Raw genomic sequence first — 25799 nt, forward strand, 5'->3', positions numbered from 1 at the left:
GTTTATCTCCTGAGGAATTCGGGCGAGGCCAGCAACAGCGCCAGTGCCGTGGCCGGGCTCTCGGCCCGCGCCAGCACGGTGGCGGTGGCGTCGCTCAGCCCGCCGGGCAGCAGCCTGGGGCCCAGCGATCGGGCGTCGGCGGTGCTGGCGGCCCGCTCAGCCAGGCGCTGGGCCAGTTCCACCCGGCGCATCAGCGCATCGGGCGCCATCCAGCTCTCGGCCACATCGTCGAAGCCGGCCGGCGAGCCCGGGCGCCACACGGGTTGGCCCAGCTGGACCAGCATGGGGGCGATGGGCACCGCGCCCGGCTCGCGCAGGCCCAGCCCCCGCAGTGACGACAGCGTCCACTCCCAGGGAGTCTTGAACTTGGGCTGTGCCAGGCCCCAGATCTCCGGTGCCTCGATCAGGGTCCGGTACACCGCAGGCAGGTGCCCGCCACTTCGCGTGAAGGCCTGGGCCAGGCGTTCGGTCAGCGCCGGGGGCGGTGAATCGCCGGCGAAATGGCGCGCCAGCTTGGTGGCGACGTGCCGCGCCGTGGCGGCTTGGCTTGCCAGGTCGCGCAGCATGGCCTGGGCCTGGGCCTCACCGGGCTGGTCGTAGCGCCGCCCCAGAAGCTGGCGCGGGCCGGGTTCGTGCAAGGCGGCATGAAAGGCGAAACCGCCGGGCGTGCCCCCGGGCGGCAGGCCGGGCATGCCGCCGATGCTCCAGCCTGTGAGCCCGCGCGCGAGTTCCACCACATCGTCCTGCCCGTAGCCACTGCGCACGCCCAGCGTGTGCAGCTCGAGGATTTCGCGGGCCAGGTTCTCGTTCAGGCCGCGCTGGCGCCCGGGGCGTGACCGCAGGCCGGCGGGGCTGCCCGGCCCGATCGAGCGGGCCTGGTCCAGGTACAGCAGCATGGCCGGGTGGCGCTGCACCGCCAGCAGCATGTCTTCAAAGCGGCCGAACACGTGGGGGCGGATGGCTTCCGCCTCGAACGAGCCGGCCAGCGAGGCCAGCGGGTTCTTGTCGATCGACACGGCGAAGTGGTTGGCCCAGAAGTGCACCAGCCGCTCGGCGAACGGCGCGGGCGTGTCCAGCGCGCTCGCGGCCCGGGCCGTGACCGCCGAGCGGTAGCGCTCGCGCGAATCGGCGGCGAGCTTCCGGCGAATGGCCAGCTCGTTGCCCGCGTCGGCCTGGCGCAGCGCGCGCTGGTAGTCCAGGTAGCTGGTGACCAGCGTGGCGCTGGCCGGTTCGGCGGCCCAGGCAGGCGGCGCCGCCGCGTAGCGTTCAAACTGGCCAAGCAGCCAGGCCCGGGGCTGGGCCGGCAGTGGCTCGTCGGGGCGCGCGCCGAGCCCGAAGCGGTTCAGCGCGGCGGCGGCGCCCTGCATGTCGGCGGAAAGGGTCATGGAACCTCCTGGTGCGACGTTAAACGCCGCTGCGCCCCACATCCGTCGCTTCAGGGCCGGGGCGTTGCCGTGGCCGGTGGGCCCAGGGCGGTGCGCCGCGCCAGGCCCTGGGTCAGCTTCTCGCGCTGCCCGGGGGGCAGGGTGGCGGCGAAATCAAGCACGGCCGTTTCCATCCGGGTGCGCGAGGCGGTGTCGGCTTCGCGCACCCGGGCCAGCGCGGCGGCGGTGGCGGCGCGGTCGAACTGGGGTTCGGCCAGCAGGCGCAGCACCTCGTGCCGGCCTTCGCGCGAGGTCTGGATGCTGGCACTGGCGTCGCGCCGGGCCTCGCGCAAGCCCATGAGGTAGGCGCGCCGCTGGGCCTCGGGCAATTCGTCCGCCGCAAAGCGCAGGCCGCGCTGCGCGGACGGGGCGGTGGCCGTGGCCCGGTCGGCGGCCCACCAGCGCCAGGCCGCCCCGGCCGCACCGCCCACCAGGAAGATGTTCAGCACCACCGAGGCCAGCAGCCAGCGGTTGAGCGTGGGCCCGGTCATTCTTCGCTCCAGTCGGCCAGGGGGGCACTGAAGGCCATGATGCGCTCGGGCCCGTCAGGGCCGAGCGGGCGGGGCGCGCTGCTCAGCGCCACCGACACCGCCAGGGCCCCGGTCAGCGTGCCCGCCAGCCCCGCACCCGCCAGGCCGGCGCCGGGCCATAGCCAGTGCCAGCCGGGCGCCGGCTTCCAGGTGGCACGCGAAGGTACCTGGCCCACGGGGGCCAGGGCCAGGATGCGCTGTTGCAGGGCCTCGCCGGGCGCGGCCACGGCGTGGTCGCCCAGCCAGCCGTCCAGCGCTGCGGCCTGCGCCTGCGCGGCGCGCAGTTCAGGGAGGTTCATGGCTGCGAGCCGGTGGGCGGCGTCCTGCTCGGCGTCGGGCCAGCGGCGCAGGTCGCTGCCGCAGGCGTCCAGCAGGGCCAGGAATCGTTCAGGGGTCATGGTGTTTCCTTTCCGTCGCCCAGGAGCCGGGCCCGCAGCGCACGCCGCGCGCGGGCCAGCAGGCTTTCAAGGGCCTCGATGCTGATGCCCATCAGCATGGCGGCCTCGCCGTTGGAGAACTCCTGGTAGTACTGCAGCACCAGGGCTTCGCGCTGGCGGGCCGGCAGCGCGGCCAGGGCCGCGGCCACCTGGCGGCTGCGCTGGGCAGCCTGCAGTGATTCGTCGGGCGCGGGGCCCGGGTCGGCCGGCTCGGGGCTGTCGTCAGCGGCTGGCTCGTCATGCCGGGCGCGCAGCCGGTCGTAGCACAGGTTGAGCACCACGCGGTGCAGCCAGGTGTCAAAGCGGGCCTGCCCCGGCTGCCAACTGGCGGCCTGCTTCCAGACCCGCACAAAGGCTTCCTGCGAGACCTCTTCGGCCTCGCTGCGCCGGCCCAGCAGGCGCACCGCCAGGGCGAGCACGCGCGGCAGCTTGCGGGTGACGAGTTCTTGCATGGCTCGCGGCTCGCCGCGGCCGACGCGCGCCAGCAGTTCAGCATCGGGGTCATCGTTGATCAATGGTCACCATGGCATGCATGTGAAATCGGTCTGCGGGCGCTACGCGGCCCCTTCCACCGGTCCTGTCAACGCTTGAACGCGGCTGGCGCGCAAATCCGTCGCCGCTCCGGGTTCGCTCCCCGGTTGCGGGCCGCGATCTCAGGCGGACTTGGCCAGCAGCTCGAAGTGCTCGACGGTGGGGGGCACGGCGAAGAACGGGCCCACGATGGCGCGCCACTGCGCAAACAGCGGACCGCCGCGGAAGGCCACGGTGTGGTCTTCCAGCGTGTCCCAGAAGATCTGCAGGATGTAGCGCTCGGGCGACTCGATGCCCTTGTTGACCTTGAAGCCCTGGAACCCCCGGGCCTGCGAGATGACGGTGGCAATGCCGCGCTGGATGGCCTCGTCAAAGGCGGCCTGCTGGCCAGGCTGGATGCGGATGTCGGCGAGTTCAAGAATCATGGGGCGGCTCCTGGGGGCGGTTCAGTGCTGGCTGGCAGGCAAGTCTAGCGTGAGGCCGTCAAGCGCGCTGGTCAGGTCGATCTGGCAGCTCAGGCGGCTGTGGGGCTCGCGCGGCACCGCGGTGAACTCGAGCATGGCCAGCTCGTCATCGCCGGGCGCGGGCAGCAGGCTCGCATGCGGTTCGCGCACCAGCACATGGCAGGTGCCGCAGGTCAGCAGGCCCCCGCAATCGGCCTCGATGCCGGCCACATTGGCTGACACCGCCGCCTGCATCAGCGATTGCCCGGTTTTGGCCTCAATAGTGGTTGGAGTCCTTGACTGGCGGTCACTGTGCGCTACGAAATGAATAGCAATTGTCTGGCTCATGGTGGGGGCCGGTCAGAACCGGCTGAAGTATTCGCGCCGCTGGAAATCGTCCTTGTCGTCGGCCATCTCGTGGCGCGTGAGCTCGGACTGCTTGATGCGGCTGAAGTAGTGGATGAAGTCGGTGCCGAACGCGTCCACCATCACGCGGTCGTCCTGCAGGGCCTGCAGGGCTTCGCCCAGGCTGGTGGGCAGGCGCGTGTGGCTGTCGGCATAGGGGGTGTCGGTGGCCGGCGGCGCCGTGAGCTGGCGCGCGATGCCGTCCAGGCCCGCGTGGATCTGCGACGCGAGGTAGAGGTAGGGGTTGGCGGCCGGCTCGCCGATGCGGTTCTCGATGCGCGTGCCGGCGTCGCCGCATTCGCCCACCACGCGCAGCATGGCACCGCGGTTGTCGCGTCCCCACAGCACCGATTGCGGCGCCAGCGCGTTGGGCCGGAAGCGGCCAAAGCCATTGACCGTGGGCGTGCAGAACACGGCCATGCCGCGTGCATGCGCCAGCAGCCCCGCCAGGTAATGCTCGCCCAGCGCCGACAGCGTGTGCTGCGCATCGGCGCCGGTGCTGCCGGCGGCCGGCGTGTCGCGGCGCAGCAGGTTGTCGCCCGTGGCAGCGTCCACCAGCGACTGGTGCAGGTGCCAGCCGCTGGACATGATGTTGGCAAAGGGCGGTCGGCACATGAAGGTGGCGTGGTAGCCCGCGCGGCGCAGCGCCTGCTTCACGGCGCTGCGAAACAGCACCATGTTGTCGGCGGCGGTCAGCGCGTCGGTCACGTCGAACACCGCCTCGACCTGGCTCGGGCCCAGCTCCACCTCCAGCGACAGCAGAGGCAGGCCCAGCGCCTGCGCCGTGTGCTGCACGATGCGCATGGGCTCTTCGGCCAGGTCGTACCAGGCCTCGGTGAGCAGGTTGTAGCCGGGGTGGATCAGCGCCACCTCGGGCGGCAGGCCCGGCCACGCGGCCTGGGCCGGGTCGAGCTGGTCCTGCGTGCTGGTGATGCGGTAGATGTGCAGTTCCACCTCGAGACCGCAGCGCATCGCGTAGCCCGCCTTGGCCAAACGGGCCAGCGCGCGCTGCAGCACGCGGCGCGTGTCCAGTTCCACGGGCGTGCCGTCCTGGAACCAGGGCTGGCATTGCACCCAGCCCGTGGCCGGCGTCCAGGGCAACTGGCGGAAGCTCGCGGGGTCGGCCAGCAGCATCAGGTTGTTGGCCTGGCCAAAGCCGGGCAGGTCGGCTGTGCCGCCGGGCTCGAACACCTTGAACGCCGTGCGGTCGGAGGTGTCCTTGAGCATCAGCGTGCTGACCATGCCCACGCCCGCCTGCATGGCCTGCGCGGCCGCGGCGGCCACCAGCGTCTTGCCACGCGTGACGCCGTGCACGTCGCACCAGGCGAAGCGCACCAGTTCCAGGCCACTGCCACCCATGAGTTGGGCGGCGCGGGCCAGCGCGCTTTCGCGCGCGGCGTCATGCACGCCGCAGCGTTGGGCGAAGGTGCTCACTCGGCACCCGTTCGGGCTGAGCTTGTCGAAGCCGGCGCGAGCACTTCGACAGGGCCTGTCCCGAGCTTGTCGAAGGGCTCAGTGCGAATGGCAGGGTGGGTCCACGGGGCCCGGTCACGCTTGGCCTGCGCCTGGTCGCGCCACCACTGGGCCCAGGTGCCGGCCGGGGCCACACCGTCCACGGTGTCAGGGCCGGTCATGCCGGCGGCCAGTGAGGCATCGGCCGGGCCGGGCGGGGTGCCGCCGGCCTGGACGGTTTCGATCGCCTTGAGCAGCACGCGCCGGTTGGCCATGATGATCTTGTCCGACGTGCCCAGGTGCTCGCGCGTGCGGTCCTGGATGGCGCCCATGCTTTCCACGGCCCACTGGTCGTGCACGTTGATGTCTTCCTCGCCCATGCCCAGGTAGGTTTCGGTGCGCTGCTCCTCGGCGTTGAAGCCCCAGTTGTTGTGGCGCCCGGCATTGGGGATGTAGTCGGGCAGGCTGATGAACTGCTGGCGCTGCGCGCGCATGGCTTCGCGGTCCAGCGGGCCGGCAAAGCTGGTGAAGAACGAATACCAGTAGGTGTGGGTGTCGTCCACCGGCACATGCATCTGGGTGATGGTCATGGTCTCGGACAGCGGAATGACAAACGTGGCCGGGAAGATGGCATTGGTCACGCGCACATGGGTCAGCTGCCCGGTCATGGGCCGCAGCGCCGTGATCTGCAGGCCGTAGGGCTGGGGCTCGAAGCTGATCTCGGGCTGCGCGAACTCGCGCATGATGCGGGTCATCGGCCACTGCTCGCCGTCAATGGCGCCGGCACTGGCACTGCGGAACTGCTTGCCCGCGGCATTGCTGCCGATGTCGGCCAGCGCCTCGTCCTGCAGGAAGCGGTGCAGGAACGAGGGGTGCGCCGGGTCAATGCCCACCTCGAACGCCTGCAGCCAGTTGGCATTCCACAAACCCTTGAAGGCAAAGGTGTGGCTGGCCGGCGCGGTGAAGCAGTCAAACGCGGGGAAGGGCGGTGGCTCGGTGCCCTCGGGGCCCATCCACGCGAAGATCGCGCCGCATTGTTCCTGCACCGGGTAGCTGCGCTGGCGCACGCGCTCGCACAGCTTGCTGCCCGTGGGCTCGGCCGGGGTCTGCAGGCAGGTGCCGTCCACCGCGAACTTCCAGCCATGAAAGGGGCAGCGCAGGCCGTCGCCACCGGGCGCGCCGTCGGCGGCCGATTCGAGCCGGCCGAACGACAGGTCGGCGCCGCGGTGCGGGCAGTCGCGGTCCAGCAGGCCCCAGCGGCCCTGGCCGTCCTTGAACAGCACCAGGTCCTGCCCCATCACGCGCACGGCCTTGACGGGCCGCTGCGCCATGCGCGGGTCCAGCGCCGGGTTGAATTCGTCCACCAGGGCCACGGGCTGCCAGTAGCGGCGCAGCACCTCGCCGCAGGCGGTGCCCGGGCCAATGCGGGTGATCAACTCGTTCTGCTCTGCTTTCATGGGGGCTCCTGAAGGGGTGGCCTGAACTAAAGGCCTAAAACGGTATACCGAAATTTAAATTCAGTGTACAGTTGTGGCCATGAACTTGCAAGAGACCGTTTTGATCCAGCTGCGCGACCTGATCCTGCGCGGCGAATTCGAACCCGGCCAGCGCCTGGCCGAGCAGCAGCTGGCCGAGCGGCTGGGCGCTTCGCGCACCCCGGTGCGTGCCGCGCTGGTCACGCTGGAACAGGAGGGGCTGGTCGAGGCCAACGACACCGGCAAGTACCTGGTGCGCCAGTACACGCCGCGCGAGGTGGCCGACGCCATTGCCGTGCGCGGCCACCTCGAGGGTATGGCGGCGCGGCTGGTGGCCGAGCATGGCGTCTCGCGCCAGCTGCAGGGCGACCTGCAGGCCTGCCTGGCCGAGGGCGACCAGGCCCTGGCCGCCAACCCGCTGACCTTTGACAGCTACGCCGCCTATGCGGCCATGAACGACCGCTTCCACGCGCTCATCCTGGAGGCCAGCGGCAACCGCGCGCTGCAGCGCGCCGTGGCGCTGAACGACAAGCTGCCGTTTGCCTCGGCCTCGGCCATGCTGCCCATGCAGTCCACGCTCGAGCAGGACCGCGACTGGATGCACTACGCCCACCGCCAGCACCACATGCTGGTGGCCGCGCTGCAGGCCGGCGAGGGCGCGCGCGCGCAGGCACTGGCCGTGGAGCACATCGAGGTGGCCCAGATGAACATGCGCATGGCGCTGGAGCGGCGCGCCGAGACCGAGCGCGTGATGCCCGCGATCCGCCTGGTGGTGGGGCGGTGAGCGGGGCGGCGCCGCCCCCGGTCAGCTTCACCACCGACGGGGTGCGGCGCGGCTTTTTTGCCGCGCAGGTACTGGCGCCCGGCGTGGTGTTCTATGCGCTGGTGTTCGGGGTGGTCGCCAGCGAGCGCGGGCTGACCAGCCTGCAGGCCATGCTGATGAGCGCGGTGGTCTACTCCGGCAGCGCGCAACTGGCCACGCTGCAGGGCTGGACCGGCGCGGCGCTGATCACGCCGCTGGTGGTCACCATCCTCGTGCTCAACGCCCGCTATGTGCTGTACGGGGCCGCGATCTATCCCTGGCTCAGCCAGGCCAGCCGGGGCCAGGCTTACGGCACCCTGTTCTTTCTGGGCGATGGCAGCTGGGCCATGGCGATGCGCGAATACGAGGCCGGCTACCGCGACGCCGGCTACGTGCTGGGCTCGGGCGTTGCCATGTTCGTGCCCTGGGTGCTGGGCACGCTGGCCGGCCACCTGCTGGCCCGGCAGGTGCCCCATCCGGCCACCTTTGGCCTGGACTTCGTGCTGGTGGCCTTTGCCGCGGTCATCGGCCTGCAGATGTGGCGCGGCCGGACCGACCTGTGGCCCGCCGCGGCCGCGGCGCTGGCTGCCCTGGTCTGCCACAGGCTGCTGCCTGGCGGCTGGTACATCGTGGCCGCGGGGCTGGCGGGCGGCACCGTGGGGGCGTGGCGCCATGGCCGTTGACGATCCCTTCCTGCTCGCGCTGGCCGGCATGGCCATCGCCTCCTATGCCTGCCGCATTGGCGGCCACCTGCTGATGGGCTATGTGCGCATCACACCGCGTGTCGAGGCGGCCCTCAAGGCGATCCCGCTGGCGGTGATGATCGGCATCGTCACGCCTGCCGCCACGGCCGGGCAGTGGCCCGAACTCGCCGGGCTGGCAGCGGTCGTGCTCGCCATGAAGCTCACCGGCAAGGACGTGGCGGCGGTGCTGGCGGGCGTGGCCGCGGTAGGGCTGTGCCGCTGGCTGCTGCCTGTTTGACGGTTTATCCTTGCCTCCCATGAAGCTCTACAACTACTTCCGCTCCTCGGCCTCGTTCCGCGTGCGCATCGCGCTCGAACTCAAGGGCCTGCCGTACGACTACATCCCCGTGCACCTGGTCAAGGGCGAGCACAAGGCGCCGGCCTATTCGGCGGTGTCGCCCACCAACCTCGTGCCCACGCTGGTGACCGACGCGGGCGACGCGCTGGCCCAGTCCCTGGCCATCATCGAGTACCTGGACGAGACCCAGCCGGCGCCGGCGCTGCTGCCCGTTGACCCGGTGCAGCGCGCCACCGTGCGCGCGCTGGCCCAACTGATTGCCTGCGAGATCCACCCGCTGAACAACCTGCGCGTGCTCAAGTACCTGGTGCGCGAACTCAAGGTCGACGAGGAGACCAAGAACACCTGGTACCGCCACTGGGTGCGCGACGGGCTGGAGGCGTTCGAGCGCCAGCTCGCGGTGGTCGAAGACCAGCGCAAGGCCGCGGGCCTGGCGCCCTCGGTCTATTGCTGGGGCGACACCCCCACACTGGCCGACTGCTGCCTGGTGCCGCAGATCTTCAATGGCCGGCGCTTCAACACCAGCTACGACGGCCTGACGCGCACCATGGCGGCGTTTGACGCCTGCATGGCGCACCCGGCGTTCCAGAAGGCCCAGCCCTCCAGCTGCCCTGACAACGAGCCCTGAGCGCCCGCGTGCACGCCGACTGGCTCCTGCCCGACTGGCCCGCCCCGGCGTCGGTGCGTGCCGTGTGCACCACGCGCGCGGGCGGCGGCTCGCTGCCGCCCTATGACGGCTTCAACCTCGGTGACCATGTGGGCGACGACCCCGCGTGTGTCGCGGCCCACCGCGAAGCGCTGCGCCAGCAGCTGGGTGCGCGCCCGGTGTTCTTGCAGCAGGTGCATGGCACGCAGGTGCTGGAACTGAACGCCGCCAGCGCCGATGGCACGCAGGCCGACGCCTGCATCGCCACCGCGCCGGGCGTGGCCTGCACGATCATGGTGGCCGACTGCCTGCCCGTGCTGTTCACCGATGAAGAGGGCTCCACGGTGGCGGCGGCGCATGCGGGCTGGCGCGGCCTGGCCGGAACCGGTGGCCGGGGCGTCCTGGAGCAGGTTTATGAGCGAATCATGGCTGGAGTCCAGGCGGGGCGGCCACCACGCGCTATGAAAAACGGAGCAGATGGCCGGGGCAGCGCCCCCAGGCTGCTGGCCTGGCTGGGCCCCTGCATTGGTCCGCAGGCGTTTGCAGTGGGGCCCGAAGTCAAGGCCGCGTTCGAGGCCCACGACCCGGCCGCCGCGGGCCTGTTCCGCGCGCATGGCGCGGGCAAGTGGCTGGCCGATCTGCCCGGCCTCGCGCGCCAGCGCCTTGCGGCGCTGGGCGTCACCCAGGTCTACGGCAATGACGGCAGCGCGGCCTGGTGCACCGTGGGCAACCCCTCACGGTTCTTTTCGCACCGGCGCGACCGCGTCAGCGGCCGCTTCGCCGCCTGCATCTGGCGCGTCTGAGGCCGCCGCCGCGCTGGCGGCCTGCAGCTCGGCCGCCTCGCGGGCCTTGAGGGCGCGCTTGCGCGAGGGCCAGCCCATCAGGTAAACCACCAAGGCGACAGGGCCGACGCCGTAGAGTAAAAAGGTAAAGACCGCCCCAAGCACCGTACCATTGCTGTTGGTGGCCTCGGCCACGCTCATCATCAGGGCCACATAGACCCAGGCCATCACGACAAGGTACATAAGCAAATCCGGAAAAAATTGTTGCGCTGCAACATGAATCCTCAGATACTCGGGTTTACCCGAATAAAAGCAGAATCTGGAGACAAGATGAATTCTGAAGCAGACTGGGCCAAGGGTGCCCGGCAATTTCAACAGCTGTTTGGCGACAGCTGGAGCAAGGCCCTGCAATCGTTTCAGGGGCTGGATCTGGCCCCGGCAACCGCCTCCGGCCTGACGCCCCCCGCCATCAGTTTCTCCCCCGACGCGCTGCAGCAGCTGCAGCAGCAATACGTGCAGGAAGCCACCGCGCTGTGGAACGAGGGGCTGCACGCCAACCCCGTGAGCCACGACAAGCGCTTCTCGGCCGACGCCTGGGGCCACAACCCCGTGGCGGCGTTCTCGGCCGCGGCCTACCTGCTCAATGCGCGCACCCTGATGGGCCTGGCCGACGCGGTGCAGGCCGATGCCAAAACCAAGGCCCGCATCCGCTTTGCGGTGGAGCAGTGGATGGCCGCCTCGTCGCCCAGCAACTTCCTGGCGCTCAATGCCGAGGCGCAGAAGAAGGCCGTGGAGACGCAGGGCGAGAGCATCGCCAAGGGCGTGCAAAACCTGCTGCACGACATGCGCCAGGGCCATGTGTCCATGACCGACGAGAGCGTGTTTGAAGTCGGCAAGAACGTGGGCACCACCGAGGGCGCCGTGGTGTTCGAGAACGAGCTGTTCCAGCTGATCGAATACAAGCCGCTGACCGCCAGGGTGCATGAGCGGCCCTTCCTGCTGGTGCCGCCTTGCATCAACAAGTTTTATATCCTGGACCTGCAGCCCGAGAACTCGCTGATCCGCTATGCGGTGGAGCAGGGCCACCGCACCTTCGTGGTGAGCTGGCGCAACCCCGACGAGTCGCTGGGCCACCTGACCTGGGACAACTACATCGAGGACGCCGCCATCAAGGCCATCCAGGTGGTGCGTGAAATCTCCGGCCAGGACAAGAAGGGCGGACAGATCAACGCCCTGGGCTTCTGCGTGGGCGGCACCATTCTTGGCACCGCGCTGGCCGTGCTGGCCGCGCGTAGCGAGAAACCCGTGGCCTCGGCCACCTTCCTCACCACCTTCCTGGATTTTTCAGACACCGGCGTGCTGGACCTGTTCATTGACGAGGCCTTCGTCAAGTTCCGCGAGATGCAGCTGGGCAACGGCGGCCTGCTCAAGGGCCAGGACCTGGCCAGCACCTTCAGCTTCCTGCGGCCCAACGACCTGGTCTGGAACTACGTGGTGGGCAACTACCTCAAGGGCGAGACCCCGCCGCCGTTTGACCTGCTCTACTGGAACAGCGACTCCACCAACCTGCCAGGCCCCATGTACGCCTGGTACCTGCGCAACACCTACTTCGAGAACAACCTCGTCAAGCCCGGCCACTGCACGGTGGCGGGCCAGAAGGTGGACCTGGGCAAGCTGGACATGCCGGTCTACATCTACGGTTCGCGCGAAGACCACATCGTGCCCATTGGCGGCGCCTACGCCTCCACCCAGCACCTGCCGGGCAAGAAGCGCTTCGTCATGGGCGCCTCGGGCCACATTGCCGGCGTGATCAACCCGCCGGCCAAGAACAAGCGCAGCTACTGGACCAACGACAAGCTGCCCAAGACCCATGCCGAATGGCTCAAGGGCGCCAAGGAGCATCCGGGCAGCTGGTGGACCGACTGGTCCGGCTGGCTCAAGGGCCATGCTGGCAAGCAAATTGCTGCGCCCAAGGCCTACGGCAAGGGCAAATACAAAGTCATCGAAGCGGCACCGGGCCGCTATGTCAAGGCCAAGGCCTGAAAATGTTCGCCCCCACGCTCCCCCACTTCGTGTGGGTCGCTGCCCCCCGAGGGGGCCCAGGCGCCTTGGGGCGGCCCGGCGGCGCCTGAGCCCTTTTCAACCCACATCAACTGGAGACCCTTATGGAAGACATCGTCATCGTTTCAGCCGTCCGCACCGCTGTGGGCAAGTTCGGCGGCTCGCTCGCCAAGATCCCCGCCACCGAACTCGGCGCCATCGTGATCAAGGAAGCGCTCGCGCGCGCCAAGGTCGATCCCGCGCAGGTGGGCGAAGTGATCATGGGGCAGGTGCTGGCGGCGGCCGCGGGCCAGAACCCGGCGCGCCAGGCCACGCTCAAGGCCGGCCTGCCCAAGGAAGTCCCGGCCCTGACCATCAACGCCGTGTGCGGCTCGGGCCTGAAGGCCGTGATGCTGGCCGCGCAGTCCATTGCCTGGGGCGACAGCGAGATCGTGGTGGCCGGCGGCCAGGAAAACATGAGCGCCGCGCCGCACGCGCTGCCCAACTCGCGCGACGGCCAGCGCATGGGCGACTGGAAGCTGGTCGACACCATGATCGTGGACGGCCTGTGGGACGTCTACAACCAGTACCACATGGGCGTGACCGCCGAGAACGTGGCCAAGGCCCACGACATCAGCCGCGAGAAGCAGGACGCGCTGGCGCTGGGCAGCCAGCAGAAGGCCGCCGCCGCGCAGGACGCGGGCAAGTTCAAGGACGAGATCGTTCCCGTGAGCATCCCCCAGCGCAAGGGCGACCCGGTGGTGTTCGACGCCGACGAATTCATCAACAAGAAGACCAGCGCCGACGCGCTGGCCGGCCTGCGCCCCGCCTTCGACAAGGCCGGCACGGTGACCGCCGGCAATGCCTCGGGCATCAACGACGGCGCCGCCGCGCTGGTGATGATGAGCGCCAGGAAGGCCGCGGCCATGGGCCTCAAGCCCCTGGCCACCATCAAGGCCTTTGGCACCAGCGGGCTGGACCCGGCCACCATGGGCATGGGCCCGGTGCCCGCCACCAAGAAGGCGCTGGAGCGCGCGGGCTGGAAAGCCGCTGACGTGGACCTGTTCGAGCTCAACGAAGCCTTTGCCGCGCAGGCCTGCGCCGTCAACAAGGAGCTGGGCATTGACGCGGCCAAGGTCAACGTCAACGGCGGCGCCATCGCCATCGGGCACCCGATCGGTGCATCGGGCGCGCGCATCCTGGTGACGCTGCTGCACGAGATGCAGCGCCGTGACGCCAAGAAGGGCATCGCGGCCCTGTGCATTGGTGGCGGCATGGGGGTTTCCCTCGCAGTGGAACGCGCGTAATCAGGTTAAATCGAATGAGGGCCCACGCAGTGTCTGCGTGGGTTGCTCCCAATTTCATAGCGGACAAATCAAGGAGTCAGAACAATGAGTCAAAAAGTTGCGTACGTCACCGGTGGCATGGGCGGCATCGGCACCGCCATCTGCCAGCGCCTGCACAAGGAAGGCTTCAAGGTCATCGCGGGCTGCGGCCCCACGCGTGACCACGCCAAGTGGCTGGCCGAGCAAAAGGCGCTGGGCTACACCTTCTATGCCTCGGTGGGCAATGTGGGTGCCTGGGAGTCCACCGTGGACGCCTTCGCCAAGACCAAGGCCGAGCATGGCGTGATCGACGTGCTGGTCAACAACGCCGGCATCACGCGTGACCGCATGTTCCTGAAAATGACGCGCGAGGACTGGGACGCGGTGATCGAGACCAACCTCAACTCCATGTTCAACGTGACCAAGCAGGTTGTGGCCGACATGGTGGAAAAGGGCTGGGGCCGCATCATCAACATCAGCTCGGTCAACGGCGAAAAGGGCCAGGCTGGCCAGACCAACTACTCGGCCGCCAAGGCCGGCATGCATGGTTTCTCGATGGCGCTGGCGCAAGAACTGGCCACCAAGGGCGTCACGGTCAACACCGTGAGCCCGGGCTACATCGGCACCGACATGGTCAAGGCCATCCGCGAAGATGTGCTGTCCAAGATCGTGGCCACCGTGCCCGTCAAGCGCCTGGGCGAACCCAGCGAAATCGCCTCCATCATTGCCTGGCTGGCGTCTGAAGAAGGCGGCTACGCCACCGGCGCTGATTTCTCGGTCAATGGTGGCCTGCACATGGGCTGATGCCCCCCTGGGGCCCCGGTTCAAAAACCCGCTTCGGCGGGTTTTTGCTTGGTGCCTGCCCGGCATCGCAACACTGAAAGCCCACTGTTGAACCTCTTCATCAGCGGCATCGTCATCGCCACCGCGGCGCTGCTGTTCTCGCCGTGGTTCGTGCGCTCGCGGCCGTGGCGCGCCACCATCACACCGCTGGCGTCCATCATCGGCAGCGGCTTCCTGCTGCTGGGGCCCATTCTTCAGCATTCGTACGGGCTCTATGCACCGCTGGTCATGATGGGCCTGTGCGGCGTGGCCTATCTGTTCGGGGCGGCCATCCGCTTCAACATCGCGCATGGCGGCCAGGCCATCAGCCAGGACTCGCCGCTGGCCCGCCAACTGGAGCAGGCGGCCTCTTGGGCGCTGGCCTTTGCGTACATCATTTCGGTGGCCTATTACCTCAACCTGTTTGGCGCCTTCAGCGTCAGCCTGACCCGCCACAACGACCACCTCCATGCGGTGCTGGTCACCAGCGCGGCCTACCTGGTCATCCTGGTGATCGGCTGGGCAGGGGGCTTCCGGGCGCTGGAGCGCCTGCAATATGTCACGGTCACGGCCAAGCTGGCCGTGATTGCGGGGCTGCTGGCCGGGCTGGGCGTGTACTTCGGGCGCCAGGCTTCGGCCGGCCAACTGGTGTTCGACGCCGTGCAGCAGCCACTGCTGCCGGGGCTGGCGCTGGCCTTTGGCCTGATCGTCACGGTGCAGGGCTTTGAAACCTCGCGCTACCTGGGCGCCGAGTACGACGCGTCTACCCGCATCCGGTCCATGCGCAACTCGCAGTGGATCTCCAGCCTGATCTACGTGGTGTACATCTCGCTGTTTGCCTATGTGTTCGAGCGCGCCGACTTCAAGCTCACCGAGACCGCCATCGTGGCCATGATGGCGGTGGTCGCGCCCGTGCTGCCCGTGTTTCTGGTGGCGGGCGCGCTGGCGGCCCAGTTCAGCGCGGCCGTGGCCGACTCCAGCGGCTCGGGCGGGCTGATGGCCGAACTCACGCGCGACCGGCTCTCGCCGCGCCAGGCCTACGCGCTGCTGGTGGCGCTGGGCCTGCTGCTGACCTGGTCGGTGGATGTGTTTGAAATCGTGAGTTATGCCTCGCGCGCCTTCGCGCTGTACTACGCGCTGCAGGCGGCCATTGCCGCGCGTGCGGCGTTGGCCTTGCCGGCGTCGCGCCTGCGGGGCTGGGCGTTTGCCGCGCTGGCCTTGCTGGGCCTGTTGATGGTGCTGTTCGGGCGGGCGGTGGCGGCATGATGCGCAGATTGTGGAGAGCCCCTTCACAAACGGCGCGGGCCATCCCCTAGTATTCGACGCACCGGGTTACCCACTGCCATGCGCCTACGCATCGTTCACCAACTGTCCCTGCTCATGGTCGGCATCGTGCTGCTGGCCGTTGCCGCCGTGGGCGGCCTGGTGGCGTGGAACCTGCAGGCCGGCTTCAGCGACTACCTGCGCTCGCGCGACACCCAGCAGCTTGAGCGCTTTGCCCAGGTGGTGGCGCAGCGCGCGCGCTGGGACCCAGGCATGGCGCCGGGCAGCGGGCAGGGCCTGCCGATGCGCGAGCTGATGGACGAGTTCCTGACCCGCGAGGGCCTGGCGCCGCCGGCCAACTGGCGCCCGCCGCCCGACGGCCGCCCACCGCGCGGGCAACGCCCCCCGCCACCGCGTCGCGACGGGCCACCCCCGGCCCCCCCCGGGGCGGCTGAACCGGCACCAGCGCCGGCCCCCGAACCGGCGCAGGCGCCGCCGCCCCGCGGCGCGGCGCCTGACAGCGTGACGCGCCGCATCCAGGTGGTGAACCTGCAGCGCCAGCGCGTGGGCGGCCCGGACCTGCCCGCCGACCGCGCGCTGCTGGAGGAGCCCGTGCAGGTGGATGGGCGGGTCGTGGCCTATGTGCGCATGCTCCCCAGTGCCGGCCTGGAGGGGGTGGATGCGCGCTTCCTGCGCCGCCAGTACCTGGGCCTGGCGCTGGCCGCGGGCGGCAGCCTGGCGCTGGCGCTGCTGGCGGCCTGGTTGGCCGCGCGCTGGCTGGGCGCGCCGCTGGGCCGGGTGCAGGCCGCCACGCGGCGCATTGCCGGCGGTGAGCTGGATGTGGCGGTGCCCGAATCGGGCTCGCGCGAGATGGCCGACCTGATCGCCGATGTGAACCGCATGGCGGCCTCGCTCAAGTCGCTGGAAGGCGCGCGGCGCAGCTGGATCGCGCAGATCTCGCACGAACTGCGCACGCCGCTGTCGGTGCTGCTGGGCGAGCTGGAGTCCATTGAAGACGGCGCGCGCCAGCCCACGCCCCAGGTGCTGGCCAACCTGCGCGCCGAGGTGCTGCACCTGGTGCGGCTGGTCAATGATTTGCACACCCTGTCCATGGCCGACCTGGGCGCGCTGCGCTGCGAGTTCAGCGACGGCGATGCCTCGGCCGCGCTGGCGCGCGCCGTGCAGCGCTTTGTGCCCCGCGCGCAGAAGGCCGGGCTGGCCATCGAGCTGCTGTCCGGCCCGGCCGTGCAGGCGCGCTGGGACTTTGGCCGCATCGAGCAACTGCTGACCAACCTGCTGGAGAACAGCCTGCGCTACACCACGGCCCCAGGGCGGGTGCGCGTGCAGTGGGTGTTTGACCGGCATGCGCTGGAGCTGCGCGTGGAAGACACCCCGCCCGGCGTGCGGCCCGAGCAGCTCGACCAGCTGTTCGAGCCCCTGTTTCGCGCCGACGAGGCGCGCCAGCGGCACCGCGACGCCGATGACGCCGCGGGCCAGACCAGCGGCAGCGGCCTGGGCCTGGCCATTTGCCGCGCCATTGTGCAGGCTCACGGCGGGCGCATCCGCGCCCAGGCCTCGCCACTGGGCGGGCTGTGCATTGCCGTGACACTGCCCCTCATGCCGGAGCACCCATGAACACGCCCGCACCCCGCCGCATCCTGATTGTGGAAGACGACCCGCGCATTGCCGACATGCTCGACAACTACCTGAAGGCGCAGGGCTTTGCCACCGCCATCATTGGCAACGGCCTGCAGGTGGTGCCCGAGGTGCAGCGCATGGAGCCCGCGCTGATCCTGCTGGACATCATGCTGCCCGGCCAGGACGGCGTGGAGGTGTGCCGCGAGGTGCGCCGCTTCTCGGCCGTGCCCATCATCATGGTGACCGCGCGCATTGACGAGATCGACCGGCTCATTGGCCTGGAGGTGGGCGCCGACGACTACGTGTGCAAGCCCTTCAGCCCGCGCGAGGTGGTGGCGCGCATCAAGGCGCTGCTGCGCCGCGCCGAAGGGCGGCTCGGGCCGGGCACGCCGTCGCACGGCTTCCGGGTCGACGACAGTGCCATGCGCATTGCCTGGGAAGAGCACTCGCTGCCGCTCACGCCGCTGGAGTTCCGCCTGCTCAAGCGTTTGCTGTCGCGGCCCGGCCACGTGTTCTCGCGCAATGCCCTGCTGGAGAGCGTGCACGACGACTTTCGCGACACCACCGACCGCGCCATCGACAGCCACATCAAGAACCTGCGGCGCAAGATCGGCAAGGCCCGGCCGCAGGGCTCGGCCATTGTGTCGGTCTATGGCATGGGCTACCGCTTCGACCCCGACGCCGAAGACCCCGCGCCGTGACCTGCGTCACGCGCGCCAGCGCAATGTGAAGCCGGCCCCGGCATTCACTCCACAGTCGCTCCACAAATGGTTTTGACAATGGGAACCGCACCAAACGACGGAGGCGACCCATGACCCAACACCCCAACCTCACAAGCCGCAAGACGGCCCAGGCCTGTGGCCTGGCCCTGAGCCTGCTGCTCGCCGCTTGCGGCGGGGGCGGCGGTGGCACCGACACCGTGGCGGCCGCCGTCACCACGCCGGTGAGCACCACCACCACAATAACGACCACCACCACGACCGGCACGGCTACCCCGGCCACACCCACCACCCCAGCCACTCCCACGGGCCCGGCCTTGTCCGCGCCCGCCGCGGCCTTTGTCAACCTGGACCTGGGCAACCTGTTCAACTACGCCGCGCCCACGCTGCCCGCCTACTATGGCGGCGGCGTGGCCAACAGCGACAACACACCCGCCAACAACCCGGCCACCAACGCCGCCGCCACGCTGGGCCGCGTGCTGTTTTATGACAAGCGCCTGAGCGTGAACAACACCGTGGCCTGCGCCTCGTGCCACCAGCAGGCCCAGGGCTTTGCCGACAGCAGCCGCTTCAGCACCGGCTTTGCCGGCGGGCTGACCACGGCCCACGCCATGCGGCTGGGCAATGTGCGCTACTACGCGCCCGGCACCATGTTCTGGGACAAGCGCGCCACCTCGGTGGAAAACCAGGCCACGCAGCCCATCCAGCACCCCGTGGAAATGGGCTTTGACGCCAGCAATGGCGGCCTGGCCGCGCTGCTGACCAAGATGCAGTCGCTGCCGTATTACCCCGAGCTGTTCGCCTTTGCCTTTGGCGATGCCACCATTTCAGAGGTGCGCATCCAGCGCGCGCTGGCGCAGTTCCAGCGCAGCATGGTGGCCGTGAGCAGCCGCTGGGACGACGGCTATGCCCAGACCTTCAACCCCGCGGCCAACGACAACGGGCTCAACACGCCCATTGCCGGCTTTACCGCGCAAGAGAACCGCGGCCGCCAGCTCTTCATGGGCAATGCCAACCAGGGCGGGCTGAACTGCGCGGCCTGCCACGCGCCACCCACCTTTGCGCTCACCGCCAACTCGCGCAGCAACGGGCTTGATGCGGGGGAAACCACCATCTTCAAATCGCCCTCACTCAAGAACGTGGGCATGAGCGCGGCCTTCATGCACGACGGGCGGTTCTCTTCACTGGAACAGGTGGTCGAGCACTACAACAGCGGCGTCAAGGACGGCCCGGCGCTGGACAACCGGCTGCGCGGCGGCAATGGCGCGCCGCGCCAGCTCAACCTGCCTGAGTCCGACAAGGCGGCCCTGGTGGCGTTTTTACGCACGCTGAACGACACCTCGTTGCCGGGCGACCCCAAGTTCTCCAGCCCGTTCCGCCAATAAGAAGGGGCTCAGGCCAGGTCTTCGATCACCAGGTGGCGGTACTTCTGCGCGTACGAAATGCGTGAGCGGGCCAGCACCTGCATGATGTGCTCGGTTTCTTCGGACGAGGGGGCGTGGATCATCAGCGCGCAATGGCCCTGGGCCGCCAGCTCGGCAAAGCGGCGCACGGTATTGGCCTCGGTGCCGGCCGAGGGCAGGGGGGCGTCGGCGGCGCCCACCGTGCTGGCCACCGGGCCCAGGATGGCTTCGGACGGCACCTCGGTGAACGACTCCCCGTTGTAGCCATCGGCCAGCAGGGCCTTGACGGCGTCCTTTGCATCCGCTGGCGTGGGGAACATCACAAACATGTGCCCCGTGGGGTAGAACACGCCGCCCATGGTGAGCATGCTGCGTTCGAGAACAAAGGGTTTCATGGCGACTCCTTGGAAGCGGTAGTGGTTTCATTACCGCCCAAAACGAGCAGTCCTGGTGTCAGCGACGGTTCCGGCGCCTTGCAGGACAAATTCCGACACTCCCTTGACCCTCAAATGGTAGTGGCTGGCGGGCAGCCGTTACAGTCCTTTTTGTGCAAGCCCATTTCACCCCCCTGAACCCCTGGCGCCTGAGCGTGGCGCCCATGATGGACTGGACCGACCGGCACTGCCGCTACTTCCACCGCCTGCTGAGCCGCCACGCGCTCCTGTACACCGAGATGGTGACCACCGGCGCGCTGGTCCATGGCGACGTGCCGCGCCACCTGCGCTTCAACGCCGAGGAACACCCCGTGGCCCTGCAGCTGGGCGGCAGCGAGCCGGCCGACCTGGCGCATTGCGCGCGGCTGGGCGAGCAGTGGGGCTACGACGAGATCAACCTCAACTGCGGCTGCCCCAGCGAGCGCGTGCAGCGCGGCTCGTTTGGCGCCTGCCTGATGGCCGAGCCGCAACTGGTGGCCGACTGCGTCAAGGCCATGGTGGACGTGGTGGGAGTGCCCGTGACCGTGAAGCACCGCATTGGCATTGACCACACCGAAGACACGCCGCAAAGCTACCCCTTTGTGCGCGACTTTGTGGGCGCCGTGAGCGAGGCCGGCTGCAAGGTCTTTACCGTGCACGCGCGCAACGCCTGGCTCAAGGGCCTGTCCCCCAAGGAGAACCGCGACCTGCCGCCGCTGCGCTACGCGCTGGTGCACCGGCTCAAGGCCGACTTCCCGCACCTGACCATTGCCATCAACGGCGGCATCACCACCAGCGCCCAGGTGGCCGGGCAGTTGCAACTGGTGGATGGCGTGATGGTGGGCCGCGAGGCCTATCACAACCCCTGGTGGCTGGCGCAGTGGGACGCGGAGTTCTTCAGCGCGCAGACCGTTCGGGCGGAGCCTGTCGAAGCCGTCACACGCGAACAGGTCGAAGCGCAAATGTGCGACTACATGGCCCGCGAAGCCGCCGCCCACGGCACGCCCTGGAGCAACATTGCGCGCCACATGCTGGGCCTGCGCAACGGCCTGCCCGGCGCGCGCCGCTGGCGCCAGGTGTGGAGCGACCACAAGCTCAAGGCCCTGGACCCGCATGAAGTGATGGCCCTGGCGCACCAGGCCGTGCGTGACGCGGTGCCGGAAGCGGCTTGAGGCGGCCTGAAAGTGCCGCAAACCTCTGGTTTCAAGCCAAAAAGGGCTGGAGTCCAGGCGGGGCGGCCACTTTCAGCTATCAAATGAGTAGCAAAATTGCCCTGATCCGCAACCCCGTGAACCCCTCTGACCCAGCCCCATGACCGACACATTGCCCAACTCCGAATACCTGATGCTCTCCCGCGGCCAGTGGGACCGGGACAAGACCGCCGAAGAGATCCAGGCCGCGATCGACGCCTTTTATGCCTGGCACGACGAGCTTGTGGCCACGGGCGTATTCAAGCCCGGCAAGCGGCTGGCCACGGGCGGCAGGGTGGTGTCCCGCGCCGGCGTGACGGATGGCCCCTTTGCCGAGGCCAAGGAGGTGGTGGGCGGCTACTGGTTCATCGTGGCGGGCAGCCTGAACGAGGCCGCGGCCATCGCCTCCCGGAACCCCTGCCTGGCCTGCGGCCTGACGTTTGAGGTCCGCCCGATTGAAGGCCTGCGCGCCAGCGCCTACCGGCCCAGCAACGAGACGCCCCGCGGGGAGTAGCATTGGGCCCATGCCCATGCCACCACCCCCTCTACCTTCCGCCGTCCGGGATGCCTTGCAATCGGGCCAGACCATCGAGGCCATCAAGCTCTACCGCGAATCCAGCGGCCTGGGGCTCAAGGAGGCCAAGGACGTGATCGACCTGTACCGCCAGTCGCTGGACGACCGCACCGCCGGGGCCCCGACCCGCGCACCCGGCGAGCAGCCCCGCTCCGGCCCGGGCAAGTGGATAGCCATGGCGCTGGCCGCAGCCGCGGCGGCGGGCTACTTTTTCTTCAAGCACTGAGGCGGTCAGGGCAGGGCGCGGTGTTCTACCTGCTGGACCTGGCCGGCGTGGCCGTGTTTGCCGTGAGCGGCGCGCTGGCCGCCATGCACTCGGGGCTGGACCTGCTGGGCGTGGTGGTGCTGGCCTCCATCACCGCCATTGGCGGCGGCACCCTGCGCGACCTGCTGCTCAACCGCCACCCCATCTTCTGGATGGAAGACCCGTGGCCGCTGTATGTGATCCTGGCCGCTGCCCTGCTCACCGTGGGCTATGTGCAGGTGCTGCCCATCCCGTTTCACGCGCTGCTGATTGCCGATGCGCTGGGCCTGGCGCTGTTTGCCATGTCGGGCGCGCAGCTGGCCGAGCGCACCGGGCACCGGGCGCTGGTGGTGGTGCTCATGGGCACGCTCACGGGCGTGGGCGGCGGGCTGCTGCGCGACGTGTTCACCGCCAAGGTGCCGCTGATCCTGCGGCAAGACATCTATGCCAGCGCCGCCATTGCCGGCGTTGCGCTGTACCTGCTGCTGCAGCGCCTTGGCGTGCCACGCGCCGTGGCCTTTGGCGTGAGCCTGGTGGGCATTGCCGCGCTGCGGCTGGCGGCGGTGGCCTGGGGGATTGAGCTGCCGCGGTTTACGCCGCCATCAGCATAGCCTCGGGGGTGTCATTGATGGTTGTGCGGCGCAACTCGCGGCGCTGCGCAATGTCAAATCGCCGCCCCCTGTGCAGGGTGCTCCGGTTGTCCCAGATGACGAGGTCGCCAGTCTCCCACCGGTGCTGATAGACAAACTCGCGTTGGGTGGCGTGCTCAAGCAGGTCGAGCAGATACATGCGGCTTTCTGCCGTTGGCCAGCCAATGATCTGTCGGGCATGAACGCCCACAAAAAGCACCTTGCGCCCCGAACCCGGGTGCGTGCTCACCAGTGGCCACACGGCGGGCGGGATTTCGCGCTTCTGGTCATCGGTGTAGGCGTCGTCGCCCAGCAGCAGGCGGGTGTGCAACGCAAAGTGCTCGGCCTGCAGGTGTTCCACTTCGGCCCGCGTCCGCTCGTCGAGCGCATCGTAGGCGGCGCGCAAATCGGCAAACTCGGTGTTCCCGCCCCAACTGGGGTTGACCACAGAGTGCAGCATCGAATAGGCCGCGCGGGGATTCATGAATGAGCTGTCGCTGTGCCAGAGCTGGTTGGCAAAGTTGGACAGGTTCTTGGGGGAGTCCCTGCCAGCGACCTCGCCGTTTGCACCGACATTGGAAATGTCGATGAGCCGCTCGTCCTCGAGCCGTTCGGGGCGCTTGAAGACCCGCTTGAGGCCAATGTCCAGCGGGCCAAACGACCGCGCAAAGTCCAGCTGCTGCTGTGCGGTCAGGGGCTGGCCCCGCCAGACCAGCACGGCGTACTGGTTCATCGCTGCATTGATCTGGCGGACTTCGGAGTCACTCGGCTTGCGGGTCAGGTCGAGCCCACTGGCTTCTGCCACAAAGTGGGGGTGCAACGGGGTGAGTTTCAGGCTCATGGCCAAGCTTCCTTATTCAACCTTGATGCCGGACTCGGCAATGACTTTGGCCCACTTCTTCATCTCGCTGTGAATGAAGCCGTTGAACTGGTCCGGGCGCGAGGCCACCACCTCCATGCCCAGTTCCTCGATCCGTTTGCGCACATCGGGGCTGGCCAGGACCTTGGCGGTGTCGGCCTGGATTTTTTGAACAATGGCTGCGGGCGTGCCCGTGGGGGCGACAAAGCCCAGCAATGCGTTCACGCTCAGGCCAGGCACGGTTTCGGCCACGGTGGGGTAGTTGTAGCCCGGCACGCGCGTGTCGCCGAAGGTGGCGATCATCTTCATTCGGCCGGCCTTCACGTACGGAAGAATCGACAAAAACGGGTCCACCACCAGGTCGATGCGCCCGCCGATCAGCTCGGTATGCGCGGGTGAACTGCCCTTGAATGGCGAGTGCAGCATTTCAAAACCCGCTTCGCGCTTGAGCAACTCGGCGCCAAGGTGGGTCGTGCCGCCGGCGCCCGGTGTGCCATAGGTCACCTTCTGCGGATTCCGCTTGGCATAGGCAATGAGCTCGGGCAGGGTGTTGAAGGGGGCATCCGGGCGGGCCACAATCGCCAGTTGCAGGTTGGCGAGCTGGGTGATGCCGGTGAGGTCCTTCTCGGTGTTGTACGGCATGGTCTTGCGCATGGAAGGGTTGACCGTGAACGACGAATTGACAATGCCGAAGGTGTAGCCATCGGGGGCCGCCTTGGCCACGTAGTCCACGCCAATCAGCGTGCCCGCGCCCGGCTTGTAGTCGATCACCACCGGTTGGCCCCACATCTCCTGCAGCTTCATGCCCAGCAGGCGGCCCACCGTGTCAGTGGGGCCCCCTGGCGGAAACGGAATAATCATCTTGACCGGGCCCTTGGGAAAATCCTGCGCCTGGACGGGTGCAACCAAAGCGGTCAAGGCCAATGCAGAAGCCAACAGAAGGCGAACGAACGGAGCTTGTCTCATAGAAATCCTTAAATTTGGAACGTTGTTCTGAAATAATATAGCAAAAGTTGCGCTACATCAAAGAAAATGAAACTACGTTTCGAATTAATCAATCATGACAGCCCCATCTGAGTCCCGGGAGGGTGGGAAGGACGAAGTCACTGCCCTGGCCCGTGGGTTGGCGCTGGTGCGGCTCGTTTCAGACTCGCCCACGGCCCTGAGTAACCGTGACCTGGTCGACGCCACTGGCATACCCAAGGCCACCGTGTCGCGGCTCGCAGCCACTTTGGTGGCGGCTGGCTTTTTGCGTCAGTTGCCGCAGAGCGACCGCTTTGTTTTAGGCGGCGGGGTGCTGGAGATGGGCAACGCCTGGCTGCGCAATTTCGACTGGCGCAGCCACGCCCGCCCTTATTTGCAGGTGCTTGCCAATCAGGCCAATGCGGCCGTGCACCTGATGGTCAACACCGGCCTGGACCAGGTCATCATTGATTCGCTGCGCTCCAAGCAGGCAGTGATCCTGTCGCGGCTCGACGTGGGCTCCCGCATGGCGGTGGCCACATCGGCGGCCGGGCGCGCCTACCTTGCCTCGCTGGAGCCGGCGGCCCGCGAGGTCTTGCTGGATGAAATTCGCGCAGCGAGCGGCGACCAGTGGGCCGACCTGGCGCCGCGCATTGAACAGGCCTTGAAAGACTACGAGCGCCAGGGCTTTTGCAGCTCTTTTGGGGAATGGCACCCCGAGATCAACGCGCTGGGTTTCACGCTCAAGGGCCCCCGTGGCGAGCTCTACGCCGTCAGTTGCGGCGGGCCGGCCTACCTGCTGTCGCCAGACTACATGCTGGAAACGGTGGGCCCGCTGATCGCGCCCACGATCAAAGTGATTGCAAGCGCCAGCTGAGCTCACCTAGCGCGGCAGGCTTGCTGCCGCGCTGCCTTCTCACATCTGGCTCATGCCGCCGTCGGCAACGATCTCGGTGCCCACGATGAAGCCCGATTCCCTGGACACCAGATGCAGCACGGTGGCGGCAATTTCTTCGGGTGTGCCAAAGCGCCCCAGCGGAACCTGCGTCTGGATGCTGGCGGCCATGGCCTGCACTTGTTCGGGCGCCAGGCCCAGCTTGCCGTACAGCGGCGTGGTCACCGGGCCGGGGCTCACCACATTCACACGCACGCCCTGGGGCAGCAGCTCGGCCGACAAGGTCCTGGCCAGCGATATCAGCGCGGCCTTGCTGGCGGCATAAACGCTGGAATTGGGCATGCCTATGTGCGCGTTGATCGAGCCGTTGAGCACGATGGAGCCACCCCGCGTCATCAGCGCAGCCAGCCGCTGGATCAAGAAGTAGGGGCCTTTGACATTGGTGTCAAAGCTGCTGTTCCACAGCGCTTCGTCAATCTGCGCCAGCGGGCCAAACTTGGCCACGCCGGCGTTGATGAACACGCCGTCAATCACGCCCATCTGCGCCTGCAGCTCGGCCACCAGCGCGGCCTGGGCCGACACATCACCCGCCTCGCTGACCAGGGCCAGCGCGTTCGGGCCCAACTCGGCCTTGACGCGGGCCAGGCCTGCGGCGTCGCGGCCGGTGATGGCCACACGGGCACCTTCGCGGGCAAAGGCGATGGCGGCTGCGGCACCAATGCCACTGCTGCCACCGGTGACCAGAATGTTCTTATCTTCAAAGCGGTTCATGATTTTTCCTTCGGTTGTTTCGTTGATGACGTAGCCAGTGTCTGGCGAATGGCTGGGCTACAGACGCCATGATTTCGACGAAC

General features: G+C 68.3%; 29 protein-coding genes and 1 pseudogene. 17 read left to right on the forward strand and 13 right to left on the reverse strand.

The window, feature by feature from the left end; all coding sequences use genetic code 11:
• Positions 1–2: 2 nt before the first annotated feature.
• The 8 genes from KF796_10840 to KF796_10875 form a co-directional block, all read right to left on the reverse strand.
• Positions 3–1385: a DUF1800 domain-containing protein gene (locus KF796_10840; GenBank protein ID MBX3587130.1), complete on the reverse strand. Its 1383-nt coding sequence runs from the start codon at positions 1383–1385 to the stop codon at positions 3–5.
• Between the two features lie 50 nt (positions 1386–1435).
• Positions 1436–1915: a periplasmic heavy metal sensor gene (locus KF796_10845; protein ID MBX3587131.1), complete on the reverse strand. Its 480-nt coding sequence runs from the start codon at positions 1913–1915 to the stop codon at positions 1436–1438.
• Positions 1912–2352, reverse strand: a complete 441-nt coding sequence (locus KF796_10850) for a hypothetical protein (protein ID MBX3587132.1) — start codon at positions 2350–2352, stop codon at positions 1912–1914. The genes KF796_10845 and KF796_10850 overlap by 4 nt, the downstream gene beginning before the upstream one ends.
• Complete coding sequence (locus KF796_10855; GenBank protein ID MBX3587133.1) at positions 2349–2906, reverse strand: RNA polymerase sigma factor; 558 nt, start codon at positions 2904–2906, stop codon at positions 2349–2351. Before KF796_10855 ends, KF796_10850 begins: the two co-directional genes overlap by 4 nt.
• Positions 2907–3044: 138 nt before the next feature.
• The gene (locus KF796_10860; GenBank protein MBX3587134.1) at positions 3045–3347 is read right to left on the reverse strand and encodes an antibiotic biosynthesis monooxygenase; all 303 of its coding nucleotides are present in this window, start codon (positions 3345–3347) and stop codon (positions 3045–3047) included.
• A gap of 21 nt (positions 3348–3368) precedes the next feature.
• Entirely contained in the window at positions 3369–3713 is a 345-nt protein-coding gene (locus KF796_10865) for a 2Fe-2S iron-sulfur cluster binding domain-containing protein (protein ID MBX3587135.1), read from the reverse strand.
• 12 nt (positions 3714–3725) lie between these two features.
• Entirely contained in the window at positions 3726–5204 is a 1479-nt protein-coding gene (locus KF796_10870; protein ID MBX3587136.1) for a glutamine synthetase, read from the reverse strand.
• Positions 5201–6679 (reverse strand): Rieske 2Fe-2S domain-containing protein, encoded by a 1479-nt coding sequence (locus KF796_10875; protein MBX3587137.1) that lies wholly within the window; start codon positions 6677–6679, stop codon positions 5201–5203. Before KF796_10875 ends, KF796_10870 begins: the two co-directional genes overlap by 4 nt.
• A gap of 79 nt (positions 6680–6758) precedes the next feature.
• On the opposite strand from KF796_10875, the gene KF796_10880 reads away from it, so the two are divergent.
• Genes KF796_10880 through KF796_10900 form a run of 5 tightly spaced genes read left to right on the forward strand, consistent with a single transcriptional unit; the run spans position 6759 to position 9989 of the window.
• Complete coding sequence (locus KF796_10880) at positions 6759–7481, forward strand: GntR family transcriptional regulator (protein MBX3587138.1); 723 nt, start codon at positions 6759–6761, stop codon at positions 7479–7481.
• Entirely contained in the window at positions 7478–8182 is a 705-nt protein-coding gene (locus tag KF796_10885; GenBank protein MBX3587139.1) for an AzlC family ABC transporter permease, read from the forward strand. Before KF796_10880 ends, KF796_10885 begins: the two co-directional genes overlap by 4 nt.
• Positions 8172–8480 carry an AzlD domain-containing protein gene (locus KF796_10890; protein MBX3587140.1) on the forward strand — a complete coding sequence of 103 codons (309 nt, stop codon included), beginning with the start codon at positions 8172–8174 and terminating at the stop codon, positions 8478–8480. Before KF796_10885 ends, KF796_10890 begins: the two co-directional genes overlap by 11 nt.
• 19 nt (positions 8481–8499) lie before the next feature.
• Positions 8500–9168, forward strand: coding sequence for a maleylacetoacetate isomerase (maiA, locus tag KF796_10895; protein ID MBX3587141.1), 669 nt, complete (start codon positions 8500–8502; stop codon positions 9166–9168).
• Positions 9169–9176: 8 nt separating this feature from the next.
• Entirely contained in the window at positions 9177–9989 is an 813-nt protein-coding gene (locus KF796_10900; GenBank protein ID MBX3587142.1) for a laccase domain-containing protein, read from the forward strand.
• Here the strand turns inward: KF796_10900 and KF796_10905 are convergent.
• Complete coding sequence (locus KF796_10905; protein ID MBX3587143.1) at positions 9921–10211, reverse strand: hypothetical protein; 291 nt, start codon at positions 10209–10211, stop codon at positions 9921–9923. The two genes, KF796_10900 and KF796_10905, sit on opposite strands and share 69 nt — an antisense overlap.
• Before the next feature lie 87 nt (positions 10212–10298).
• On the opposite strand from KF796_10905, the gene phaC reads away from it, so the two are divergent.
• From phaC to KF796_10940, 7 genes are all read left to right on the forward strand, one after another.
• Entirely contained in the window at positions 10299–12011 is a 1713-nt protein-coding gene (gene phaC / locus KF796_10910; protein MBX3587144.1) for a class I poly(R)-hydroxyalkanoic acid synthase, read from the forward strand.
• A 122-nt stretch (positions 12012–12133) separates the two neighbouring features.
• On the forward strand, positions 12134–13315 hold the full coding sequence (locus KF796_10915) for an acetyl-CoA C-acetyltransferase (GenBank protein ID MBX3587145.1): 1182 nt from the start codon (positions 12134–12136) through the stop codon (positions 13313–13315).
• An 84-nt stretch (positions 13316–13399) separates the two neighbouring features.
• Entirely contained in the window at positions 13400–14137 is a 738-nt protein-coding gene (phbB, locus tag KF796_10920) for an acetoacetyl-CoA reductase (protein MBX3587146.1), read from the forward strand.
• Positions 14138–14224: 87 nt separating this feature from the next.
• Entirely contained in the window at positions 14225–15421 is a 1197-nt protein-coding gene (locus KF796_10925) for a hypothetical protein (GenBank protein MBX3587147.1), read from the forward strand.
• Positions 15422–15499: 78 nt separating this feature from the next.
• On the forward strand, positions 15500–17053 hold the full coding sequence (locus KF796_10930) for a HAMP domain-containing protein (protein MBX3587148.1): 1554 nt from the start codon (positions 15500–15502) through the stop codon (positions 17051–17053).
• Positions 17050–17757: a response regulator gene (locus KF796_10935; GenBank protein MBX3587149.1), complete on the forward strand. Its 708-nt coding sequence runs from the start codon at positions 17050–17052 to the stop codon at positions 17755–17757. Before KF796_10930 ends, KF796_10935 begins: the two co-directional genes overlap by 4 nt.
• A gap of 110 nt (positions 17758–17867) precedes the next feature.
• A complete protein-coding gene (locus tag KF796_10940; protein MBX3587150.1) occupies positions 17868–19160 on the forward strand; it encodes a hypothetical protein in 1293 nt (430 codons plus the stop codon).
• Between the two features lie 8 nt (positions 19161–19168).
• Here KF796_10940 and KF796_10945 read toward each other — a convergent pair whose 3' ends face one another.
• Positions 19169–19573 carry a hypothetical protein gene (locus tag KF796_10945; GenBank protein MBX3587151.1) on the reverse strand — a complete coding sequence of 135 codons (405 nt, stop codon included), beginning with the start codon at positions 19571–19573 and terminating at the stop codon, positions 19169–19171.
• A 203-nt stretch (positions 19574–19776) separates the two neighbouring features.
• Between KF796_10945 and dusA the strand changes: the two genes are divergently transcribed.
• The 4 genes and pseudogenes from dusA (at position 19777) to KF796_10965 (ending at position 22210) form a co-directional block, all read left to right on the forward strand.
• Complete coding sequence (dusA, locus tag KF796_10950; GenBank protein ID MBX3587152.1) at positions 19777–20763, forward strand: tRNA dihydrouridine(20/20a) synthase DusA; 987 nt, start codon at positions 19777–19779, stop codon at positions 20761–20763.
• A gap of 172 nt (positions 20764–20935) precedes the next feature.
• The gene (locus KF796_10955; GenBank protein MBX3587153.1) at positions 20936–21295 is read left to right on the forward strand and encodes a hypothetical protein; all 360 of its coding nucleotides are present in this window, start codon (positions 20936–20938) and stop codon (positions 21293–21295) included.
• A 10-nt stretch (positions 21296–21305) separates the two neighbouring features.
• Positions 21306–21581 (forward strand): hypothetical protein, encoded by a 276-nt coding sequence (locus KF796_10960; GenBank protein ID MBX3587154.1) that lies wholly within the window; start codon positions 21306–21308, stop codon positions 21579–21581.
• Positions 21582–21607: 26 nt separating this feature from the next.
• Positions 21608–22210: pseudogene (locus tag KF796_10965) on the forward strand (trimeric intracellular cation channel family protein).
• On the opposite strand, the gene KF796_10970 reads toward KF796_10965, so the two are convergent.
• Together KF796_10970 and KF796_10975 are read right to left on the reverse strand one after the other, a co-directional pair.
• The gene (locus KF796_10970) at positions 22191–23069 is read right to left on the reverse strand and encodes a TauD/TfdA family dioxygenase (GenBank protein MBX3587155.1); all 879 of its coding nucleotides are present in this window, start codon (positions 23067–23069) and stop codon (positions 22191–22193) included. The pseudogene KF796_10965 and the gene KF796_10970 sit on opposite strands and share 20 nt — an antisense overlap.
• A gap of 12 nt (positions 23070–23081) precedes the next feature.
• Positions 23082–24053: a tripartite tricarboxylate transporter substrate binding protein gene (locus KF796_10975; protein MBX3587156.1), complete on the reverse strand. Its 972-nt coding sequence runs from the start codon at positions 24051–24053 to the stop codon at positions 23082–23084.
• 94 nt (positions 24054–24147) lie between these two features.
• Between KF796_10975 and KF796_10980 the strand changes: the two genes are divergently transcribed.
• Positions 24148–24927, forward strand: coding sequence for an IclR family transcriptional regulator (locus KF796_10980; protein ID MBX3587157.1), 780 nt, complete (start codon positions 24148–24150; stop codon positions 24925–24927).
• Between the two features lie 39 nt (positions 24928–24966).
• Here KF796_10980 and KF796_10985 read toward each other — a convergent pair whose 3' ends face one another.
• The gene (locus KF796_10985) at positions 24967–25716 is read right to left on the reverse strand and encodes an SDR family oxidoreductase (protein MBX3587158.1); all 750 of its coding nucleotides are present in this window, start codon (positions 25714–25716) and stop codon (positions 24967–24969) included.
• Positions 25717–25799: the final 83 nt, after the last annotated feature.

The organism is Ramlibacter sp. (genome assembly GCA_019635435.1).
Taxonomy (GTDB): Bacteria; Pseudomonadota; Gammaproteobacteria; order Burkholderiales; family Burkholderiaceae_C; genus JAHBZM01.

Coding starts and splice junctions, on each gene's coding strand:
- KF796_10840 (MBX3587130.1), bottom strand. CDS start 1,385: ATGACCCTTTCCGCCGACATGCAGGGCGCCGCCGCCGCGCTGAACCGC.
- KF796_10845 (MBX3587131.1), bottom strand. CDS start 1,915: ATGACCGGGCCCACGCTCAACCGCTGGCTGCTGGCCTCGGTGGTGCTG.
- KF796_10850 (MBX3587132.1), bottom strand. CDS start 2,352: ATGACCCCTGAACGATTCCTGGCCCTGCTGGACGCCTGCGGCAGCGAC.
- KF796_10860 (MBX3587134.1), bottom strand. CDS start 3,347: ATGATTCTTGAACTCGCCGACATCCGCATCCAGCCTGGCCAGCAGGCC.
- KF796_10865 (MBX3587135.1), bottom strand. CDS start 3,713: ATGAGCCAGACAATTGCTATTCATTTCGTAGCGCACAGTGACCGCCAG.
- KF796_10875 (MBX3587137.1), bottom strand. CDS start 6,679: ATGAAAGCAGAGCAGAACGAGTTGATCACCCGCATTGGCCCGGGCACC.
- KF796_10880 (MBX3587138.1), top strand. CDS start 6,759: ATGAACTTGCAAGAGACCGTTTTGATCCAGCTGCGCGACCTGATCCTG.
- KF796_10890 (MBX3587140.1), top strand. CDS start 8,172: ATGGCCGTTGACGATCCCTTCCTGCTCGCGCTGGCCGGCATGGCCATC.
- maiA (MBX3587141.1), top strand. CDS start 8,500: ATGAAGCTCTACAACTACTTCCGCTCCTCGGCCTCGTTCCGCGTGCGC.
- KF796_10905 (MBX3587143.1), bottom strand. CDS start 10,211: ATGTACCTTGTCGTGATGGCCTGGGTCTATGTGGCCCTGATGATGAGC.
- phaC (MBX3587144.1), top strand. CDS start 10,299: ATGAATTCTGAAGCAGACTGGGCCAAGGGTGCCCGGCAATTTCAACAG.
- KF796_10915 (MBX3587145.1), top strand. CDS start 12,134: ATGGAAGACATCGTCATCGTTTCAGCCGTCCGCACCGCTGTGGGCAAG.
- phbB (MBX3587146.1), top strand. CDS start 13,400: ATGAGTCAAAAAGTTGCGTACGTCACCGGTGGCATGGGCGGCATCGGC.
- KF796_10930 (MBX3587148.1), top strand. CDS start 15,500: ATGCGCCTACGCATCGTTCACCAACTGTCCCTGCTCATGGTCGGCATC.
- KF796_10935 (MBX3587149.1), top strand. CDS start 17,050: ATGAACACGCCCGCACCCCGCCGCATCCTGATTGTGGAAGACGACCCG.
- KF796_10940 (MBX3587150.1), top strand. CDS start 17,868: ATGACCCAACACCCCAACCTCACAAGCCGCAAGACGGCCCAGGCCTGT.
- KF796_10945 (MBX3587151.1), bottom strand. CDS start 19,573: ATGAAACCCTTTGTTCTCGAACGCAGCATGCTCACCATGGGCGGCGTG.
- dusA (MBX3587152.1), top strand. CDS start 19,777: ATGATGGACTGGACCGACCGGCACTGCCGCTACTTCCACCGCCTGCTG.
- KF796_10955 (MBX3587153.1), top strand. CDS start 20,936: ATGCTCTCCCGCGGCCAGTGGGACCGGGACAAGACCGCCGAAGAGATC.
- KF796_10960 (MBX3587154.1), top strand. CDS start 21,306: ATGCCCATGCCACCACCCCCTCTACCTTCCGCCGTCCGGGATGCCTTG.
- KF796_10970 (MBX3587155.1), bottom strand. CDS start 23,069: ATGAGCCTGAAACTCACCCCGTTGCACCCCCACTTTGTGGCAGAAGCC.
- KF796_10975 (MBX3587156.1), bottom strand. CDS start 24,053: ATGAGACAAGCTCCGTTCGTTCGCCTTCTGTTGGCTTCTGCATTGGCC.
- KF796_10980 (MBX3587157.1), top strand. CDS start 24,148: ATGACAGCCCCATCTGAGTCCCGGGAGGGTGGGAAGGACGAAGTCACT.
- KF796_10985 (MBX3587158.1), bottom strand. CDS start 25,716: ATGAACCGCTTTGAAGATAAGAACATTCTGGTCACCGGTGGCAGCAGT.